This is a genomic window from Streptomyces sp. NPDC093591 (assembly GCF_044764885.1).
GTDB lineage: Bacteria > Actinomycetota > Actinomycetes > Streptomycetales > Streptomycetaceae > Streptomyces.
Map to the genome: position 1 here is coordinate 97,732 of NZ_JBIWIY010000011.1, position 18,395 is coordinate 116,126.

Here is an 18,395-nt window from a genome sequence, read left to right on the forward strand (position 1 = left end):
AGCCTGTGAAACCTGCCGGAAACGCCCGTAGGTAAGTTCTTTCCTATGTCGTCAGAATCCTCTTCCCCCTGATGAAAAACGTGTGATTAGGTGTGCGCGCCGCTTAGGGGAGTGGCGCAAATTCGCTGTCACGTGGGGGCCCGCAGAGGGCCGGGGAGAGGGCACACCCATGCGTTCGGTTCGCATGCGGATTCTCGCGACGCTGCTCGTGCTGGCGGCCGTGGGAGTAGGCGGCTGGCAGCTGTTGCCGTCGCAGCAGGACGAGGACAGGACCATCACGGTCGGTACGACGGACGCCGTCACCTCGCTCGATCCGGCCGGCGCCTATGACGCCGGCTCCTGGGCGCTGTTCAACAACGTCTTCCAGTCACTGCTGACCTTCGAGCCGGGCGGCGTCACACCCGTGCCGGACGCGGCGCAGAGCTGCGGCTTCGACGGCGCCGGCCTGAAGACCTACCGCTGCGAGCTGCGCGAGGGCCTCACCTTCCCGAGCGGGCGCGCCATGACCGCCGAGGACGTCAAGTACTCCTTCGACCGCGTCAAGCGGATCAAGTCGGACGTCGGCCCGTCCTCCCTGCTGGCCACCCTCGGCTCGGTGGGCGCGAGCGGCCGTACGGTCACCTTCCACCTGTCCTCGCCCGACGCCACGTTCCCGCTCAAGGTGGCCACCGGGGTGGGCGCCATCGTGGACCGCGAGAAGTACCCGGCCGACGCGCTGCGCGACGACAACGCTGTCGACGGCACCGGCCCGTACACCCTGACCGCGTACACGAAGGGCAAGAAGGCCGTCCTCGCGCCCAACTCCGACTACAAGGGCGCCCTCAAGGAGACCGGCCGTCCCGTCGAACTGCGCTACTACACCGACGCGGACGCCCTGGACACCGCCTGGAAGGAGAAGCGGATCGACGTCGCCACCCGCACGCTGCCACCCGAGGTCCTGGCCGGACTGAACGCCGCCGACCCGGGCCAGCGCGTCTCCGAGGCCGACAGCTCCGAGATCCGCAACCTCTACTTCGACACCCGCGCGGGTTCGCCCCTGCACGACGTCCGGGTCCGGCAGGCCATGGCCTGGCTGATCGACCGCGAGAAGCTGGCCGCCACGGTGTACAAGGGGACCGTCGACCCGCTGTACTCGCTGATCCCGACCGGCATCACCGGCCACACGACGTCGTTCTTCGACAGCTATCCCAAGATCAGCACCGCCAAGGCGCGCGCCCTGCTCACCGAGGCGGGCGTCAGCCTGCCCGTCCGCTTCACCTACGGCTACGCCACCGGCCGCGGCGCCGGAGCCGAGGAGGCGGCGGCGATCAAGCGGCAACTGGAGACGGGCGGCCTGTTCAAGGTGACGGTCAAGGGCTACGAGTGGACCGACTTCCAGAAGCGCTGGGCGGGCGGCAAGCTCGACGCGTACGCCGTGGGATGGGTCGCCGATTACCCCGACCCGGACACCTACGGCGGCCCGCTCGTCGGCACCGACGGCACCATGAACACCGGGTACAGCAACAAGACCGTCGACCGGCTGATCAGCTCCAGCCGGCAGTACGCCGACCGCAGCGAGGCCACCCGGGACTTCCGCTCACTGCAGGAGGCCGTGGCCCACGACGTCCCGGTGATCCCGCTGTGGCAGGCCAAGGAGTACGTCGTCTCCAGTGAGGACGTCGGCGGCGGCCAGTATCTGTCGGACGGGACCGGTGTCTTCCGGCTCTGGCGCCTCACCTGGATCTAGCGTCTCAGCCGGCCCCGGGGCCCCGCGGCCCCGGCGGGGGCAGTGTCACCGTCACCTCGAAGCCCTCACCCGGCGCCGTCCGCACCCCGACCTCCCCGCCGTGCGCCTCCACCACCCCCTGCACGATCGCCATCCCCAGCCCGCTGCCCGCGCCCCCGCCGGCCCGGAAGAACCGGTCGAAGACGCGTGCCGCGTCCTCCTCGCACAGTCCCGGCCCCCGGTCCTCGACACACAGCCGTACGACGCCGTCCGCCCGCTCCACTCCCAGCCGCACCGGCACGTCGGCCGGCGTGTGCGTGCGCACGTTGCTCAGCAGGTTGCCCAGCACCTGCCGCAGCCCCGACTCGTCGGCGTGCACGAGCAGCGCACCGTCGGCGGCGACCGTGAGGGGCCGCTCGGGCTGCTGCACCCTCAGGTCCTCGGCGGCGTCGCGCACCAGGCGGCTCAAGTCGACGTTCCGGAAGCGCAGTTCGGGCCGCTGGTCGAGACGGGCGAGGGTGAGCAGCTCGTCGACGAGGTGCCCCATGCGGTCGACCTCGCCGTTCATCCGTTCCCAGACGCGCCCCCGCTCGGCCGGATCCGGCAGCATCCCCTTGTCGTACAGCTGGAGATAGCCGCGTATCGCGGACAGCGGGGTGCGCAGCTCGTGTGAGGCGTCGCCGACGAAGCGGCGCAGCTGGGCCGCGCTGCGTTCGCGGGTGCGGTACGCCGACTCCACCTGGTGGAGCATGGAGTTGAGGGCGACCCGGAGCTGTTCGACCTCCAGGGTGGCCTCTCGGCTGGAGGGGACGCGCCGGGTCAGATCGCCCTCGGCGATCGCGGACGAGGTCTCCACCATGTCCTCCAGCGGCTGCATCCGGCGGCGCACGCTGAGCATCGTCAGACAGCCGAGCAGCGCCAGCAGCAGGGTGCCGACGGCGAGATCCATCCTGAGCGCCTTGCCCATGCCCTCGTGCAGCCCCTCGGTGGGCATGGCGATCAGCACGATCGTCCCGTCCGACAACCGCGCGCCGACCGTCCGGTGGCGGTCACCCTCCACCCGTACGTCCCGCGGCTCCTCGTCCGCGGCGAGAGCGACCGGGTCCTTCACGGCGGCGGCGAGCGCGTGCTGGCGGGGTGTCGGCTTCAGCGGACCCAGGGCCGCCGGCTGCCCCGCGGAGTCGACGGCGACGTACACCATCGTCGGGCTGGGCAGCGGGTCCGTGTCCGTGGCTCCGTCCCCGGTGAACTTGTCCAGGGCGATGCCCAGTTCGCTGAGCGACTCGATCTGCCGCAGCGTGAACCCGGCGTGCCCCAGCGTGGTGCGCGCGCTCTTCAGCTCGGTGTCGACCTTGTCGAGCAGATAGAACCGCGCGGTCATCAGACTGACCGCCGTGGCGACGGCGATGCCGACGGCCAGCAGCGCCACGTTGGCCAGTGTCAGCTTGCCGCGCAGCGAGCGGACGCCGCGCCTCCCGCGCAACCCCCGCAGCCTCATGCCAGCCCGTATCCGACGCCGCGCCGCGTGGTGATCACCGGCGGCCCCAGGGCGTCCAGCTTGCGCCGCAGATAGCTGATGTAGGTCTCCACGACGGTCGACTCGGGCGGGGTGTGCTCGTACTGCCAGACATGGCGCAGGAGTTGCTCCTTGGGCACGATCCGGCCGCCGTTGCGCACCAGGAAGCGCAGCAGGGCGTACTCGGTGGGGGTGAGTTCGACGGTGCGGCCCGCGCGGCGCACCGAGTACGTCGTCTCGTCCAGCTCCAGGTCGCCGTATCTCAGCGGCGGCCGCTGCGGCAGGACGTCGGCCGGCCGGGTGCGGCGCAGTACCGCCGTGATCCTCGCGACCACCTCGTCGATGTTGAACGGCTTCGTGATGTAGTCGTCGCCGAAGCCGAGGGCGCCGACGATCTCGGCGGGCGAGTCGCGCGCGGTGAGGAAGACGAGCGCCAGGTCCGGGCGCCGCTCCCGCAGTTCACGCCCCAGCGCCCGGCCGTCGCCGTCCGGCAGCATGACGTCGAGCAGCGCCACGTCGGGCCGGGTGCGCTCGGCGAGGGTGAGCGCCTCGCGGACCGTGCCCGCGACCATGACCTCGAACCGGTGGTAGCGCAGGGCGATGGCGAGGACGTCCGCGATGGACTCCTCGTCCTCCACGACCAGCACGGTGCCAGAACCCGTCGTCATGCCCCCAGTATCGGCGGGGTCACTGACAGTCGGGCGGGTTCGCCCGTTGGAGTTCCTTGAGAGTCCCCTTTGGAGTTCCTTGAGAGTCATGGCCATCGCCTGCCACGCGCGCGCGGCGCCGCCAATCCTGTTGCCCAGGACCTGGGGGACCGACCGAACCGAATAAGGAGCGTTGAGCGTGGCGACATTGGCACGGTGGTGCTATCGGCACCGGCTGGTGGTCCTGTTGCTGTGGTTGGGGGCACTGTTCGGCCTGGGCACGGCGAGTTCCGCCGCGGGCACGAACTACGCGAACGTCTTCTCCCTCCCGGACACGGACTCCGCGACCGCGTACGACCTGATGGAGAAGGCCTTCCCTGAGCGCGCGGGCGACACCGACACGGTGGTGTGGAAGGTGGACGACGGTTCCATACGGGACGAGTCCGTACGGTCCCGGATCGAGCCCGCGCTCGAGGAGATCGGGCGGATGAAGGGGGTCGGCGAGGTCACCGGCCCGTACGCGGAACAAGGGGCCGCGCAGATCAGCCGCGACGGGCGGATCGCGTACGCCCAGATCACCTTCACCGAGCAGGCGAACGCCATCCCCAAGGAGCTGATCGAGGACGTCGTCGACACGGCGCAGGCCGCCGAACAGGGCGGACTCCAGGTCGAGCTGGGCGGCCAGGCGATCGCCCGCACCCAGGAGCCCCCGCAGGGCACGGCGGAGGCGGTCGGCATCCTCGCGGCGGCGGTCGTGCTGTTCCTGGCCTTCGGCTCGCTCTTCGCGATGCTGCTGCCGATCGTCGTGGCGATCGCGGGCGTCGGCACCGGCATGATCGCGACGATGCTGATGAGCCACGTCGCGGACGTGCCCGAAGTGGCCCCGCTGCTCGGCTCGTTGATCGGCCTCGGGGTCGGCATCGACTACGCCCTGTTCATCGTCACCCGGCACCGGCGCGGCATCCTGCGCGGGATGAAGCCGCAGGAGGCGGCCGTGACCGCACTCAACACCTCCGGCCGCGCGGTGCTGTTCGCGGGCGGCACGGTGTGCATCGCGCTCGCCGGCATGCTGGTGATGAACATGCGGTTCCTGGACGGCGTGGTCATCGCGACCTCGCTCACCGTCGTCCTGAGCGTGCTGGCCGCGATCACCCTGCTGCCCGCCCTCCTCGGCCTGCTCGGCATGCGGGTGCTCAGCCGCAGGCAGCGGCGCCGGCTCGCCGCGGCGGGACCGGAGCCGGCGGAGGCGAGCGGACTGGCGGCGCGCTGGTCGTCGTACGTCCAAAGGCGCCCGCGCCCGATCGCCGCGATGGCCCTCGTCGTCATGGCGGTCCTCGCGATCCCCGTCCTGTCGATCCGCCTCGGCGCCACCGACCAGGGCAACCACCAGGATTCCACCACCACCCGGCAGGCCTACGACCTGCTCGCCGAGGGCTTCGGGCCCGGCGTCAACGGCCCGCTCCAGGTGGTCGTCGACGGCGACGCGCCGGAAAGCCTGGTCAACGCGATCCGCTCGACCGAGGGCGTCGCCCAGGTGGCCGCCGTCCCGCCCGCGAACGGCGTCACGGTGATCCAGGTGGTCCCGACCACGTCCCCCCAGTCCGAGCAGACGGACCGGCTGATCGACCGGCTGCGCGACGACGTGATCCCGCAGTCGGACGCCGAGGCCCATGTCGGCGGCGTGACGGCGGTCTTCAAGGACTTCGCATCGGTCACCGGCGACCGCCTGCCGTACTTCGTCGCGACGATCATCGCGCTCGGCTTCCTGCTCCTGCTGGTGGCCTTCCGCTCGCTGGTGGTGCCGTTGACGGCCGCCCTGATGAACCTCATCGCGGCCGCCGCCTCCTTCGGCGTCCTGGTGGCGATCTTCCAGTGGGGCTGGGGCACCGAGCTCATCGGCGTCGGCAAGGAGGGCCCGATCACGTCCTTCCTGCCGGTGATCATGCTGTCCCTGCTCTTCGGCCTCTCCATGGACTACCAGGTGTTCCTGGTGAGCCGGATGCACGAGGAGTGGGTGCACACGAAGGACAACGCGCGCGCCGTCCGCGTCGGCCTCGCGGAGACCAGCCGGGTCATCAACTCCGCCGCCCTGATCATGATCTGTGTGTTCAGCGCGTTCGTGCTGAGCGGCGACATGGAGGGCGCGATGGCGGGCATCGGCCTCGCGGCCGCGGTCGCCCTGGACGCCTTCATCCTGCGGACGGCGCTGGTACCGGCCGCGATGCACATGCTCGGCAAGGCGAACTGGTGGCTGCCGGACTGGCTGGAGAAGCGGCTGCCGCATCTGGCCGTCGAGCCGAAGGAGGAGGCGCCGGCGGCCGAGGAGGAGCCGCTCGTGGCGGGCCGGGCCTCGGTCGTCCACGGGTTCATCCGCACCGCCGACGGTGGGCCGGTCGAGGGCGCGGCGGTGACGCTGCTGACGAAGGGCGGGCGCCAGTTGGACCGGGTGACGTCCCTGGCCGACGGCTCGTACATCGTCTCGGTGCCCGCGCCGGGGACGTATCTCCTGGCGACGACAGCCGCTTCGTACGGCTCCCGGGCGCAGCAGGTGGTCGTGGCGGACGGGCCGCTGGTGTACGACGTCGAGCTGGCCGAAGGTGAAGTGGATGCCGTCAACTGACCGCCGCTGACCGGGGTTTCAGGGGCGCTCGTCCTCGGCGGGCGCCCCCTTCTCGTTCTTCTCCGGATCCGGCACCGCGTTGGTCATCCCCGGCAGGAAGTCCGTGAACAGGTCGTGTACCTCGCGCACCAACGGCCGCAGCACCCGGAACCTCGCCAGCGAGACGCCCCGCGCGGTCAGCCGGGCGCTTCGCTCGGCGAGCCGGTAGCTGTTCCGGCGCCCCTCGGTGCGGTCGTAGACCCAGTACAGGACCAGCCCCATCTGGCCGAGCCACATCATCTCGGGCAGGACGTCCCGGAGCTCCTCGGGCACCTTGGTCTTCGTCGCGCCCGCCAGCACCTGGCGATGGATGCCGATGGCCTCCACGCGCGCGTGCTCCGACTCGGCGGAGAAGGGGCTGAGGGGGCTCGCGGGATCGGCGGCGTTCTTGAAGAACTGCACCGCGAACTCGTGGTACGGCGTGGCGATGTCCAGCCACGCCCGCAGGACGCCGGCGAGCCGCGCCTCCAGGTCGGTCTCCCGGGCCAGGACGTCCCGGATCGCCACCTTGTGCTCGGTGGCGATCCGGTCGTAGAAGCCCTGGATCAGGTGTTCCTTGCCCTCGAAGTAGTAGTACGCGTTGCCGACGGAGACCCCGGCCTCCTGGGCGATCGCCCGCATCGTCGTCTTGTCGTAGCCGCGCTCCTGGAACAGCCGCATGGCGGTCTCCAGGATCAGCGCACGGGTCTGCTCGGACTTGCTGGGAGCGTCGCCCTGTTCAGGGCTGTCGTTCATCGAGGGCACGGAACGAGAGCCTAACCAGTGGTGTTTCGGTCGGCGGTCAGGAGGTCTGTGCGGTCTGGTAGAGGTTCTGGGCGTCGGCGCCGAAGTACGGGCCGTACATCCGGTTCGGCAGGAAGTTGTACTTGAAGCTGTTCACCGAGGACAGCAGGCCGGTGCCCGTGGACTCGTTGAACTGCGTGAACCAGGGGCCGCCACTGGAGCCGCCGGTCATGTTGCAGTTCATGCCGTGGTCGTCGGAGAGCAGGAAGTCCCGGTTGGTGGTGCCGCTGCAGTAGATGAACTTCTCGCCGTCGTACGGGGCGGCCGCCGGGAAGCCGAAGGAGTACATGCGCAGGTTGTAGCCGGTGTTGAAGGCCAGCCCCTGCCCGCCCACGACGTCCGTGAGCAGCTTGCCGTCCAGCGGGGCGACGACGGCGGCGCCGACGTCGTAGTTGATGTCCTCGCTCGCCGTCCACTGCGGTGTGGACAGGGTCTTGGACGCGGTCCAGCGGCCGTAGGGGGCCTGTCCGTCGTGGTAGCCGGGCACGAAGACCCAGTTGGTGTGCCAGGCGCCCTCCAGCTTCACGCAGTGGCCGGCCGTGATCACGGTGCTCTTGTTGGCGCTGGTGACGGCGTTGCCGGAACAGGACGCCGTACGTCCCTGGTAGCTGAAGAACACCCGCCCCGCCGTGGAGACGACCGCGCCGCCACCGCTCCACTGACTGCCGGTGTTCGGGAAGGCCAGCAGGCCGATGTCGGAGACGGCCTTGCCGACCGCCGCGACCGGGCTGCTGGGCGCGACGGTGGTCGCCGCACCCTTGAGGGGCACCGAGCCGCCGTCGAGGTTGCCGTCGACGGAGACCAGGTCGAGCGGGGTCGCCGCGCGCATCCGCTCCGACGTCCAGAAGTCGCGGGCCTGTTGCTGCGCGCCGGCCGAGACCGTGCTGACCGCGGTCGAGGTGCCGGGCTTCGGCGCGGCGCTCGCGGGGGTGGCCAGGGCACCGGCGGTGAGCAGCGCGGTGACGCCGGCCAGGGCGCCGAGGAGGGGGCGGGATATGCGGGTGACGCCGGGTATGCCTCTCACACGTACTCCTTCTGCGATGGGGGGACCGGGCGACCGGGTGGGCCGTCCGGCTGACAGACAGTCGATGCGAGTGCGGAGTGGAGAACCGGGAGGCAGCGTGCCAACCCGCGCGGCGTTTTGGAAGGGCGCATGCCAAAACTGGGTCCGAAATCGGGCTGTTCAGGGCGAGTTTGACCCTCTTGGTACCGGCCTCACCCGGTGACGCAGGTGCCGCTGTCGCAGCCGGGCGGGGTGTACGTCCAGCCCTGATGCGGGTCGTACGACCACCCGTCCGCGTGCTGGTAGACACGCCCGCCCCCGCGCGCGCCGTCCTGCCGCGCCCCGCCCCCCTGCGCCCCGCGCCACTTGGCGGCGGCGAGTACGGCCCCCTTGGCGAAGCGTGCCCCCGACGGGGTGCTGAGGCGGTGCGCGAGCGGGCGATGCTCCCGCAGGGCCCACAGGGTGACGATCCAGGCGGCGGTGGACCGGTAGACCTGCCCGGCGTCACCGACGACGGTGATCTCCTCGAGGGTGGCGCCGTGGTCGAGGCCGGGGTAGCGCCGCCGAGCCTCGTCCGACCCGGCCGGCACCAGCTCCAGCGGCACCAACTGCGGTTGCCGTACGAGCCAGTCGCGCAGGAAGGCGCACAGGGAGCACTGTGCGTCGTAGAGGACGGTCAGTCGGCGGACCGGGGCGGCGGGCCCGGGGCGCGAGGCGCGGGGCCCGTCGGCCGCGCCGGCGTGGTCCGTCACGCCGGTCACGTCGTTCACGTCCGTCACGCCCCGGCCGACGGAGCGACCCAGTCCTGCGGCGCGACCGGCGGCATCTGCTCCCGCTCCATCACCCCGCGGCGCCGGATCTTGTTGAGTACGTAGACGTTGCCCAGGTGCATCACGCCGAGCACCAGCAGCACCACGCCGAGCTTGGTCGACAGGGCCTCGAAGATGCCGCGGGTGTCGAGGACGGTCCCGTCGTCGCTCAGGTACAGCGCGACGAAGCCGAGGTTGACGAGGTAGAAGCCGACCACCAGCAGGTGGTTCACGGCGTCGGCGAGCTTCTCGTTCCCGCGCAGTACGTCGGCGAGGAAGATCCGTCCGTTGCGGCTGAGAGTGCGGGCCACCCAGACGGTCAGCGCGATGCTGACGACCAGGTAGATGACGTAGGCGATGACCGTGCGGTCCATTGCCTCCCCCTTCTGAACACGTTCAAAATGCTGACGAGGGAGACTCTAGACCTCTCCTTTGAACATGTTCAACTCGGTGGAATGAGGCCTCCGTCACGCCTGCGCCAGGCGTCCATCTCGCGTCCGCCAGGCCTCCGTCGGGCCACCGTCGGGCCCGCCTCGCACCGCCCGCGCCACGCCGCCCGCGCCACGCCCGCTTTACGGCCGGCGTCCGAGTTCCGGCCGCTTGGAGTAGTCGGTGAACCCGATGACGTTCCCCCAGGGGTCGGCCATCTCGACGGTCCAGCCGGTGGCCACCGAGAACGGCTCGTCGAGCGGCACGATGCCCGCACCGTTCAGCGCCCGCGCCGCCGCCCGTGCGTCCGGCACCTCCAGCCACACGCGCGGGGAGGGCCACGGTGGCGTCCGATGCCGCAACTCCTCCTCCTGTCGCAGCAGGATGCCCGGCGTCTCGCCCCCGACCTTCAGCAGCGCGATCCCGGCCTCGTCGAGCCGGAACCCGACCGCGAACCCGGCCCGCTCGTAGAACCGGACGGCCTCACCGAGGTCACCGACCGGCAGCAGCACGTTGTCGAACCCGAGCAGTTCGTACGACTCGTCATCTGACATGGCGTCAGAATAAGGGGATGATTCGCCGGAGCCGGTGATTGTCACCCCGAACCGGACCTGACGGTCGATTCCGGCCCCTGCGCCGGCAGCCGGCCTCAGCAGCCGGCCACCCTGCGCGTGCTCACCGCGATGTCGTCCATTCGGATGTCGTACGACGACGGCGTCGGGTCGGCCTGGTAGAGCTGCCAGCCCAGCTTCAGCTTGTCGAAGGTGGGGAAGGTGAAGGGGCCCGAGGCGCCGCCGTGCTGGTCGGTGGAGGCCGTCAGGTCAGGCCGCTCGACGCCGTCGAAGTAGACCGTGACCCGGTTGTCGGAGGCGTCCAGATGGAACTCCACGCACTGCCACTTGCCGCCGGTGGCCGGCGCGGAGGTCTTCCAGGACGTCCAGTCGCCCGTGGGGCCGAGGTCGGAGCCGACGCCCCAGAAGTTGCCGTTGTCCGTGGGGGCGTACTGGCCGCCCAGAGGCCGGACCAGCGTCGGGGAGTCCGAGCCGGACGCCTCGGCGATGGTCCAGTGGGCCCAGTCGGGGGCGGTCGGGAAGGCGTCGACGCGCAGGCGCAGGCGGGCCCAGTAGCTGTTGCCGGGGGCGGTCAGGTCAGGGAAGACGAGGAAGGCGCGGCCGTTGCCCTCGGTGTGGAGGCGGAGTTCGCGGCCGGAGCGGCCCGTGGTGCTCGGGGCGACGGTCAAGGTGCCGTCGGAGGCGTCGGTGGTCCAGCCGGGGCCCGCCGTCACGGGGCCGAGGGGGAGGCGGTTGAAGTTCTCCCGCGCGAGTGTTCCGTAGGGGGCGGGAGCCGCCGAGGATGTGGGGGGTATCGCGAGCAGTACGGCCGCTGCGGCGGAGAGTACCGCTGCGGCTTTCCTCAGGAGTGCCATGCGGAAAGTGTGCAACCGCTTTCTCGTAAGTCACAGTAGTGGCAGGGGAGTTGGCTGAGGAAGGCGCCGGGGGTGTCTTGATCGCGTGAGGGGGACGGGATGGGTGTTCCGGCGGCGAAGGTGTTCTTCGCGGAGGTGCGGACGCTGTTCGCGGAAGCGGCCGAGAGATGGGGGCTGGAGGGGCCGGGTGAACGCACATCAGACCTGTTGCTCGCCACGTCCCGTTACAGCGGCGGGGGTCTGACGTACGAGTTCTACTTCGAGTGGTTCGAAGTCCACGTCAAGGTCAGAGCGGTCCTTGAAACGGAGACCGGCAAGGTCAAGGCCGATGTCGAGCAGTTGGCCATCGCGGCGGGTGTCGTCGAGAAGAGGGGCGGTGTGTCGTACAGCGCCCAGAATCAGAAGCAGATGAAGAAGTCGCTGGAAGGCCAGGCGCGTTACGTCGAACTGCTGCACCCCTTCCTCTCGGGTGACCGGGAGGCGGCCGAGGAACTCATGCGGAAGGCCGGTGCACGGTAAGCGTGCAATGCGCCGCCTCATCGGTTCTTCGGCCGACCCGCTTCAAGGATCTCCGCCACGTCCAGGGTGACCTTGGCGCCGATGGAGTCGGGCAGGGTGACGATTTCGCCGGGGGCGTGGGGGCGGTGGTTCTCGTAGGTGTCCCCGGCGGGGTTGGTGAGGACGTGGAGGCGCTGGTGTTTGCGGTCGACGATGACGTAGACGGGCACTGACGCCCTGGCGTACGCGGCGACCTTGGTCTTGAGGTCGTCCTTCCAGTTCCCGGAGGTGACCTCCAGGACGAGGCGGAAGCAGACCGGGTCGTACGCGTTGTTCTCGACGAAGTGGTCGTCGATGTCGGCGTCGACCACCACGAGGTCGGGGATGGCGTAGTCCTCGTCGCCGGTAGGGAGCCAGAGACCGACGTTCTGGAGAACCTCGGTCTCACCACTGTGCAGGCCCGCTGCGATGAACGGGATCATGAGCCCGGTCAGGGCGCGGGCGTGTGGGGCATCCGGGGAAGGGGTCACGAGGAGGTGGCCTCCGATGATCTCGACGCGGTAGCCCGGATGGCGCTCCATGATCTCGTCGGCGATGGCCGTCAGGGAGAACGGCTCGTCGTCGAAGGGCTGCTCGACGGATGCAGCGGACATCGCGTGCCTCCTAGGGGCTGGTGTCGAGAGCATCATCGTAGGCCGGACGCCGCTCGCACGTCCTTCATGATCACGTTCACCCGAACGTGTTTCCGCACGCCAGAGGGCCCCGTCTTCCCGGTGCCAACCCAGGAAACGGGGCCCTCATGGACGTACGGAATGTGACGTTCGACCTCAGAACCGGCGCGTGATCAGTGCCTTCTTGACTTCCGCGATCGCCTTCGTGACCTCGATACCGCGCGGGCAGGCGTCCGTGCAGTTGAAGGTCGTGCGGCAGCGCCAGACGCCGTCCTTGTCGTTCAGGATCTCCAGGCGCTGCTCGCCGGCCTCGTCGCGCGAGTCGAAGATGAAGCGGTGCGCGTTGACGATGGCGGCCGGGCCGAAGTACTGGCCGTCGTTCCAGAACACCGGGCACGAGGAGGTGCAGGCCGCGCAGAGGATGCACTTCGTCGTGTCGTCGAAGCGCTCGCGGTCCTCGGCCGTCTGCAGGCGCTCACGCGTGGGCTCGTTCGTGTCCTTCGTGATGAGGAAGGGCATGACGTCGCGGTACGCCTGGAAGAACGGCTCCATGTCGACCACGAGGTCCTTCAGGACCGTCAGGCCCTTGATGGGCTCGACCGTGATCGGCTTCTCGGGGTTGATGTCCTTGATGAGGGTCTTGCAGGCAAGGCGGTTCTTGCCGTTGATCCTCATCGCGTCCGAGCCGCAGATGCCGTGGGCGCAGGAGCGGCGGAAGGTCAGCGTGCCGTCGACGTCCCACTTGATCTTGTGGAGGCCGTCGAGGACGCGCTCCTTCGGGTCGATCTCCAGCTGGAAGTCTTCCCAGGTCGCCTCGGCCGAGACCTCCGGGTTGAAGCGGCGGACCCGGAAGGTGACCGTGATGTAGGGGGACGCGGCGGACTCTGCCTCCACCTTGTCCATAACGGGGGTAGCCATCAGTACTTACGCTCCATCGGCTGGTAGCGGGTCTGGACGACCGGCTTGTAGTCCAGGCGGACGGTCTCGCTGCCGTCGTCGCCCACCTCGCGGTACGCCATGGTGTGACGCATGAAGTTGACGTCGTCGCGGTTCGGGTAGTCCTCGCGGTAGTGACCGCCGCGGGACTCCTTGCGCGCCAGCGCCGACACGGCCATGACCTCGGCCAGGTCGAGCAGGTTGCCCAGCTCGATGGCCTCCAGCAGGTCGGTGTTGAACCGCTTGCCCTTGTCCTGGATCGAGACGTTCCGGTAGCGCTCGCGCAGCTCCGCGATCTTCTCGACCGCCGTCTTGATCGTCTGCTCGGTGCGGAACACCATGACGTTGGCGTCCATGGTCTCCTGCAGCTCCTTGCGGAGCGTCGCCACCCGCTCGGTGCCGGTGGAGGTGCGCAGGTGCTCCACCTGCTCGACCACGAGCTCCGCCGGGTTCTCGGGCAGCTCGACGAAGTCCGCCTTCTGGCTGTACTCCGCCGCCGCGATGCCGGCCCGCTTGCCGAAGACGTTGATGTCCAGCAGCGAGTTCGTGCCGAGGCGGTTGGCGCCGTGCACGGACACGCAGGCGACCTCGCCGGCCGCGTACAGGCCCGGGACCACCGTCGTGTTGTCCGCCAGGACCTCACCCTCGACGTTCGTCGGGATGCCGCCCATCGCGTAGTGCGCGGTGGGCTGGATCGGGATCGGGTCCGTGTACGGCTCGATGCCGAGGTACGTACGGGCGAACTCGGTGATGTCGGGCAGCTTGGCGTCCAGCTGCTCCGGCGGGAGGTGCGTGAGGTCCAGGTAGACGTGGTCGCCCTCGGGACCGCAGCCGCGGCCCTCGCGGATCTCCGTGTAGATGGAGCGCGAGACGACGTCACGGGACGCGAGGTCCTTCATGACCGGCGCGTACTTCTCCATGAAGCGCTCGCCGTCCTTGTTGCGGAGGATGCCGCCCTCACCGCGGGCGCCCTCCGTCAGCAGGATGCCCATGCGCCAGATGCCGGTCGGGTGGAACTGGAAGAACTCCATGTCCTCCAGCGGCAGGCCCCGGCGGTAGACGGCGGCCTGGCCGTCACCGGTCAGCGTGTGCGCGTTCGACGTCACCTTGAAGAACTTGCCGCAGCCGCCGGACGCGTAGATCACGGCCTTCGCCTGGAAGACGTGGATCTCACCGGTGGCCAGCTCGTAGGCGACCACACCGGCGGACTTCTTGACGCCGTCGACCTCGGTGATCAGCTGGTCCAGGACGTAGAACTCGTTGAAGAACTCCACGCCCTCCTTCACGCAGTTCTGGTACAGCGTCTGGAGGATCATGTGGCCGGTGCGGTCCGCGGCGTAGCAGGACCGGCGGACCGGGGCCTCGCCGTGGTTACGGCTGTGACCGCCGAAGCGGCGCTGGTCGATGGTGCCGTTCGGGGTGCGGTTGAACGGCAGGCCCATCTTCTCCAGGTCGAGGACGGAGTCGATGGCCTCCTTCGCCAGGATCTCGGCGGCGTCCTGGTCGACCAGGTAGTCACCGCCCTTGACCGTGTCGAAGGTGTGCCACTCCCAGTTGTCCTCCTCCACGTTCGCGAGCGCGGCGGCCATGCCGCCCTGCGCGGCGCCCGTGTGGGAGCGGGTGGGGTAGAGCTTGGTCAGCACGGCGGTGCGGCTGCGCTTCGTCGACTCGATGGCGGCGCGCATGCCCGCGCCGCCGGCGCCGACGATGACGGTGTCGTACTTGTGGATCTTCATGAGTGGATTACCTCAGCCCCGTGCCTAGCGGATGTTCGGGTCGAAGGTGAAGATCACCAGCGTGCCCAGCAGGATGGTGAACACCGTGGCGGTGTAGAGCAGGCCCTTGAGCCACAGGCGGGTGTTCGCGCGCTCCGCGTAGTCGTTGATGACCGTGCGCAGGCCGTTGGCGCCGTGCAGCATCGCGAGCCAGAGCATCAGCAGGTCCCAGACCTGCCAGAAGGGGCTCGCCCAGCGGCCCGCCACGAAGGCGAAACCGATCTTCGACACGCCGCCGTCCAGCACGAGCTGGATCAGCAGGTGGCCGATGACCAGGACCACCAGCACGATGCCGGACAGGCGCATGAAGAGCCAGGCGGCCATCTCGAAGTTGCCCCGCGTGGACTTCGGGGTCTTCTTGGTGCGCTTGCGCGGGGCCTCGATGAGGGGGGCCGGGTTGTCGACGTTGTAGAGGGACTCGCCCTCGACGGGGCCGACCCCGGTCGCGGTCTTCTCAGCAGTGGACATGTGCGTCAGCTCCCGAAGAGTTCACGAGCGGCGTGGCCGAGGACGGGGTAGATCGCCCCGAGCATCAGCACCACCCACAGGCCGACGACGGACCAGAGCATCTGCTTCTGGTAGCGCGGGCCCTTCGACCAGAAGTCGACGGCGATGACGCGGAGCCCGTTGAGCGCGTGGAAGAGGATGGCGGCGACGAGGCCGTACTCCAGCAGCGCGACGATCGGCGTCTTGTACGTGGCTACGACCTTGTCGTAGTCCTCGGGCGACACTCGGACGAGTGCGGTGTCCAGCACGTGAACGAACAGGAAGAAGAAAATGAGGACGCCGGTGACTCGGTGAGCCACCCAGGACCACATTCCTTCCCGGCCGCGGTACAGCGTTCCAGCCGGCACGGAAGTTCCTCCGGGAGCGGGGATTGGGGCCGCGCCGGCTTGTGCTGTCGGTCGGGCCCGGCCGGGTACGGTCCACCGGCCCCCAGCATCGTAGCGACGGTTGCCTGCGGCGCTTACGCCGGGCCTGTCGGTGTGATCAAACTGGCACGCGGATGGGTGATTTGCGGCTAATGGGGGGACGTGTGGGGTTGTTTGCCGGGTGCGGCGCCGTGGGGGCTGGTCGCGCCCACGCGGCGGTGGCCGCACATCGACTACAGCCCCGCGCCCCTGAGTAGCTCCACCAGACGTCCCTTTGCCAGGCGCCGGAGCTCCTCGGCCGCGACCACCCGTTCCTCCTCCGGATCGTTCGTCAAACGTGACCGGATGCCTGCCAGTACGTGGTCCAGTGCCTCGTTCGGCGCCAAGTGGTCCAGGCAGATGACGAATGCGTGACCAAATTTGGCCTCATATGCGGCATTAGCGGCATCAAGTGCCGTATGAGCCGCCCCGTACACACCCTCCGGCAGTACAGGCAACGTTTCTCCTGCCAGTGCCTCCGCCAGATCGGCCGGTGCCAGGTCGTACGCCGCCTCGTCCGAAGCCGCCAGCAAGGAGTCGACGTCGGGGTAGGGGCGGTGGTCGGCGATGCGGGTGGCCCAGCGGGGGCTGCGGAGGCAGGTTCGGAGAATTCGCAGGATCTCGTCGGCGGGGGCAGAGTTGAAGGACTCCAGCGCGGTGGGAGACGGTGGAGTGCGAGTCTGCTCGGGCAGCGACGGTATGGCGACTGGGCCAGGAAGGTGTGTGGGCGTCACGTGGGTTTCGGCAGGGGATTCTGGGGCAGGAGTGGCGCCACGTTACCGAGTGTGGACGTGTCGTGTCCGACGGATGCCCGAATTTCAGCCGAACGGGAGAGTTTCGGAACGTGTAGTGGACGTCTCAGGATGATCACAGGGCCTAGGTTGACGCCGTGAGCCAGCACAAGCACAAGCGCCGGGAACCGGCGAAGAGGGCCCTGAAGCAGACGTGGGTGCTGATCGTCGCGGTGGTCGTCGTGACGGTCGCGGCCGGGGTGAGCCTCGGGCTCCTGGCCACCGGCGACGACGGAGGGCCGACCGGGTCGCAGCAGGGGCGGTCGGCCGCGGGCACGTCCGAGGCGGCCACGCCCTCCGCGCCGAGGAAGCAGCCGAGCCCGACCCCCACGCCCACCCGGTCGTACCCGCTGTCGAAGGCACCGCGCACCATCCCGGCCGTGACCTCGCACACCGCCGCCCGCGGGCCCGGCTGGCGTCCGGCGCGCGGCGAGCGGGTCGTCGTGAGCGACGCGGAGCTCGCCGACGAGGGGCGGCTCGTCGCCGGTGAGCTGGGGCTGACGTACGCCGGCGAGAAGGAGGACGTGCGGGCCGGGGATCTGCGGCTGGCGCTGAACGACGACGAGGGCGCGGACCCGGAGTCGTACACCATGACCGTGCGCGGTGGGCGGGTGACCATCAGCGGGCCGGGTGAGGCGGGGGTCTTCTACGGGACCCGGACGCTCAAGCAGGAGGTGCACGGCGGGGGTACGGCGCCGGAGGGGGTCGTGCGGGACGAGCCGGCCAAGCCGGTGCGCGGGTTCATGCTCGACATCGCCCGCAAGCACTTCACCGCCGACTGGATCGAGGACCGGGTGCGGGAGCTGGGGGACCTGAAATACAACCAGCTGGGGCTGCACTTCTCCGACGACCAGGGGTTCCGGATCGAGTCCGACTCGCATCCCGAGGTCGTGTCCCGGCAGCATCTGACGAAGGCGCAGGTCAGGAAGATTGTCCAGTTGGCGGCCGGCCGCCACATCACCGTCGTGCCCGAGATCGACTCGCCCGGGCATCTGGGGGCGGTCATCGCCGCGCATCCGGAGCTGCAGTTGCGGAACGTTTCGGGCATCGCCACGCGCGGGGCGATCGACATCTCCAACCCCGACTCCGCGGCGATCGTCGACGACCTGCTCAACGAGTACGCCGGTCTCTTTCCCGGCGGTCAGTGGCATCTCGGCGGGGACGAGTACCAGGCGCTGACCGTGTCCGACCCCGAGGTGACCTACCCGCAGCTCGCCGCCGCCGCGCGGGAGGCCTACGGCTCCGGCGGCACCGTCGCCGACCTGACCACCGGCTGGCTCAACGACCGCGCCGACACGGTTCGCGCCCACGACCGGACTCCACGCGCCTGGAACGACGGGTTCTTCCGGAACACGTCCGTCCAGCCGGACAAGGAGATCCAGGTGGCGTACTGGACCGGCAAGGAGATCGGTGCGCGGCTGCCCGTGGAGTATCTGAAGGCCGGACGCGAGCTGATCAACTACAACGACGAGTTCCTGTACTACGTGCTCGGCCAGCCGCAGACCTTCGTCTATCCCACGGGCGAGCGGATCTACGAGCAGTGGACGCCGCGGGTGGTGCGGGGGACGGCGGCCGTGCCGGCCGGCTACGACGACCAGATCCTGGGCGGCTCGTTCGCGGTGTGGTGCGATCTGTCGAACGCGCAGACCCAGGCGCAGGTCGCCGCCGGGATCCGGATGCCGTTGCGGGCGACGGCGCAGAAGCTGTGGGACGCGGGGAAGCCGGAGCTGTCCTGGACGCAGTTCAGGGCGCTCGCGGACCGGTTGAGCTGAGCTGAGCTGTGGATTTGGCCCATACGGCTGCGAACCCCCGTACGACTGTGGTGTATTCGGCCGG

At 69.5% G+C, this 18,395-nt stretch carries 18 protein-coding genes; 4 read left to right on the forward strand and 14 right to left on the reverse strand.

Features of this window, described 5'->3' with window-relative positions:
- Positions 1 to 169 precede the first annotated feature (169 nt).
- A complete protein-coding gene (locus ACIREI_RS23825) occupies positions 170 to 1,726 on the forward strand; it encodes an ABC transporter substrate-binding protein (protein WP_403336190.1) in 1,557 nt (518 codons plus the stop codon).
- A 4-nt stretch (positions 1,727 to 1,730) separates the two neighbouring features.
- Here ACIREI_RS23825 and ACIREI_RS23830 read toward each other — a convergent pair whose 3' ends face one another.
- Complete coding sequence (locus ACIREI_RS23830) at positions 1,731 to 3,203, reverse strand: ATP-binding protein (protein ID WP_403336192.1); 1,473 nt, start codon at positions 3,201 to 3,203, stop codon at positions 1,731 to 1,733.
- Positions 3,200 to 3,889, reverse strand: a complete 690-nt coding sequence (locus ACIREI_RS23835) for a response regulator transcription factor (RefSeq protein WP_403336195.1) — start codon at positions 3,887 to 3,889, stop codon at positions 3,200 to 3,202. The genes ACIREI_RS23830 and ACIREI_RS23835 overlap by 4 nt, the downstream gene beginning before the upstream one ends.
- Positions 3,890 to 4,076: 187 nt before the next feature.
- Here ACIREI_RS23835 and ACIREI_RS23840 point away from each other — a divergent pair, with 187 nt between their 5' ends.
- Positions 4,077 to 6,488 carry an MMPL family transporter gene (locus tag ACIREI_RS23840; protein WP_403336742.1) on the forward strand — a complete coding sequence of 804 codons (2,412 nt, stop codon included), beginning with the start codon at positions 4,077 to 4,079 and terminating at the stop codon, positions 6,486 to 6,488.
- 18 nt (positions 6,489 to 6,506) lie between these two features.
- Here ACIREI_RS23840 and ACIREI_RS23845 read toward each other — a convergent pair whose 3' ends face one another.
- The 6 genes from ACIREI_RS23845 to ACIREI_RS23870 form a co-directional block, all read right to left on the reverse strand.
- Entirely contained in the window at positions 6,507 to 7,271 is a 765-nt protein-coding gene (locus tag ACIREI_RS23845; RefSeq protein ID WP_403336198.1) for a TetR/AcrR family transcriptional regulator, read from the reverse strand.
- 37 nt (positions 7,272 to 7,308) lie between these two features.
- Positions 7,309 to 8,334 (reverse strand): trypsin-like serine peptidase, encoded by a 1,026-nt coding sequence (locus tag ACIREI_RS23850; protein ID WP_403336201.1) that lies wholly within the window; start codon positions 8,332 to 8,334, stop codon positions 7,309 to 7,311.
- Between the two features lie 191 nt (positions 8,335 to 8,525).
- The gene (locus ACIREI_RS23855; RefSeq protein WP_403336745.1) at positions 8,526 to 9,065 is read right to left on the reverse strand and encodes a thiol-disulfide oxidoreductase DCC family protein; all 540 of its coding nucleotides are present in this window, start codon (positions 9,063 to 9,065) and stop codon (positions 8,526 to 8,528) included.
- A 23-nt stretch (positions 9,066 to 9,088) separates the two neighbouring features.
- A complete protein-coding gene (locus tag ACIREI_RS23860; RefSeq protein ID WP_403336204.1) occupies positions 9,089 to 9,496 on the reverse strand; it encodes a hypothetical protein in 408 nt (135 codons plus the stop codon).
- 198 nt (positions 9,497 to 9,694) lie between these two features.
- A complete protein-coding gene (locus ACIREI_RS23865) occupies positions 9,695 to 10,105 on the reverse strand; it encodes a VOC family protein (protein ID WP_403336207.1) in 411 nt (136 codons plus the stop codon).
- 95 nt (positions 10,106 to 10,200) lie between these two features.
- Entirely contained in the window at positions 10,201 to 10,977 is a 777-nt protein-coding gene (locus ACIREI_RS23870; protein ID WP_403336209.1) for a hypothetical protein, read from the reverse strand.
- Between the two features lie 99 nt (positions 10,978 to 11,076).
- On the opposite strand from ACIREI_RS23870, the gene ACIREI_RS23875 reads away from it, so the two are divergent.
- Entirely contained in the window at positions 11,077 to 11,496 is a 420-nt protein-coding gene (locus ACIREI_RS23875) for a hypothetical protein (protein WP_403336212.1), read from the forward strand.
- Positions 11,497 to 11,513: 17 nt separating this feature from the next.
- Here the strand turns inward: ACIREI_RS23875 and ACIREI_RS23880 are convergent, their stop codons facing one another.
- The 6 genes from ACIREI_RS23880 to ACIREI_RS23905 all read right to left on the reverse strand — a co-directional run bounded on the left by ACIREI_RS23880 (position 11,514) and on the right by ACIREI_RS23905 (position 16,502).
- Positions 11,514 to 12,128 carry a Uma2 family endonuclease gene (locus ACIREI_RS23880; RefSeq protein ID WP_403336215.1) on the reverse strand — a complete coding sequence of 205 codons (615 nt, stop codon included), beginning with the start codon at positions 12,126 to 12,128 and terminating at the stop codon, positions 11,514 to 11,516.
- Between the two features lie 174 nt (positions 12,129 to 12,302).
- Positions 12,303 to 13,064 (reverse strand): succinate dehydrogenase iron-sulfur subunit, encoded by a 762-nt coding sequence (locus ACIREI_RS23885; protein WP_128433296.1) that lies wholly within the window; start codon positions 13,062 to 13,064, stop codon positions 12,303 to 12,305.
- Positions 13,064 to 14,818 (reverse strand): succinate dehydrogenase flavoprotein subunit, encoded by a 1,755-nt coding sequence (gene sdhA, locus ACIREI_RS23890; RefSeq protein ID WP_403336217.1) that lies wholly within the window; start codon positions 14,816 to 14,818, stop codon positions 13,064 to 13,066. Before sdhA ends, ACIREI_RS23885 begins: the two co-directional genes overlap by 1 nt.
- Before the next feature lie 24 nt (positions 14,819 to 14,842).
- Positions 14,843 to 15,325 carry a succinate dehydrogenase hydrophobic membrane anchor subunit gene (locus ACIREI_RS23895; protein WP_403336220.1) on the reverse strand — a complete coding sequence of 161 codons (483 nt, stop codon included), beginning with the start codon at positions 15,323 to 15,325 and terminating at the stop codon, positions 14,843 to 14,845.
- 5 nt (positions 15,326 to 15,330) lie between these two features.
- Positions 15,331 to 15,711 (reverse strand): succinate dehydrogenase, cytochrome b556 subunit, encoded by a 381-nt coding sequence (gene sdhC, locus ACIREI_RS23900; RefSeq protein WP_079052045.1) that lies wholly within the window; start codon positions 15,709 to 15,711, stop codon positions 15,331 to 15,333.
- 251 nt (positions 15,712 to 15,962) lie between these two features.
- A complete protein-coding gene (locus ACIREI_RS23905) occupies positions 15,963 to 16,502 on the reverse strand; it encodes a 2-oxo-4-hydroxy-4-carboxy-5-ureidoimidazoline decarboxylase (protein WP_403336223.1) in 540 nt (179 codons plus the stop codon).
- A 215-nt stretch (positions 16,503 to 16,717) separates the two neighbouring features.
- On the opposite strand from ACIREI_RS23905, the gene ACIREI_RS23910 reads away from it, so the two are divergent.
- Positions 16,718 to 18,331: a glycoside hydrolase family 20 protein gene (locus tag ACIREI_RS23910; protein ID WP_403336748.1), complete on the forward strand. Its 1,614-nt coding sequence runs from the start codon at positions 16,718 to 16,720 to the stop codon at positions 18,329 to 18,331.
- The last annotated feature ends 64 nt before the right edge of the window (positions 18,332 to 18,395 follow it).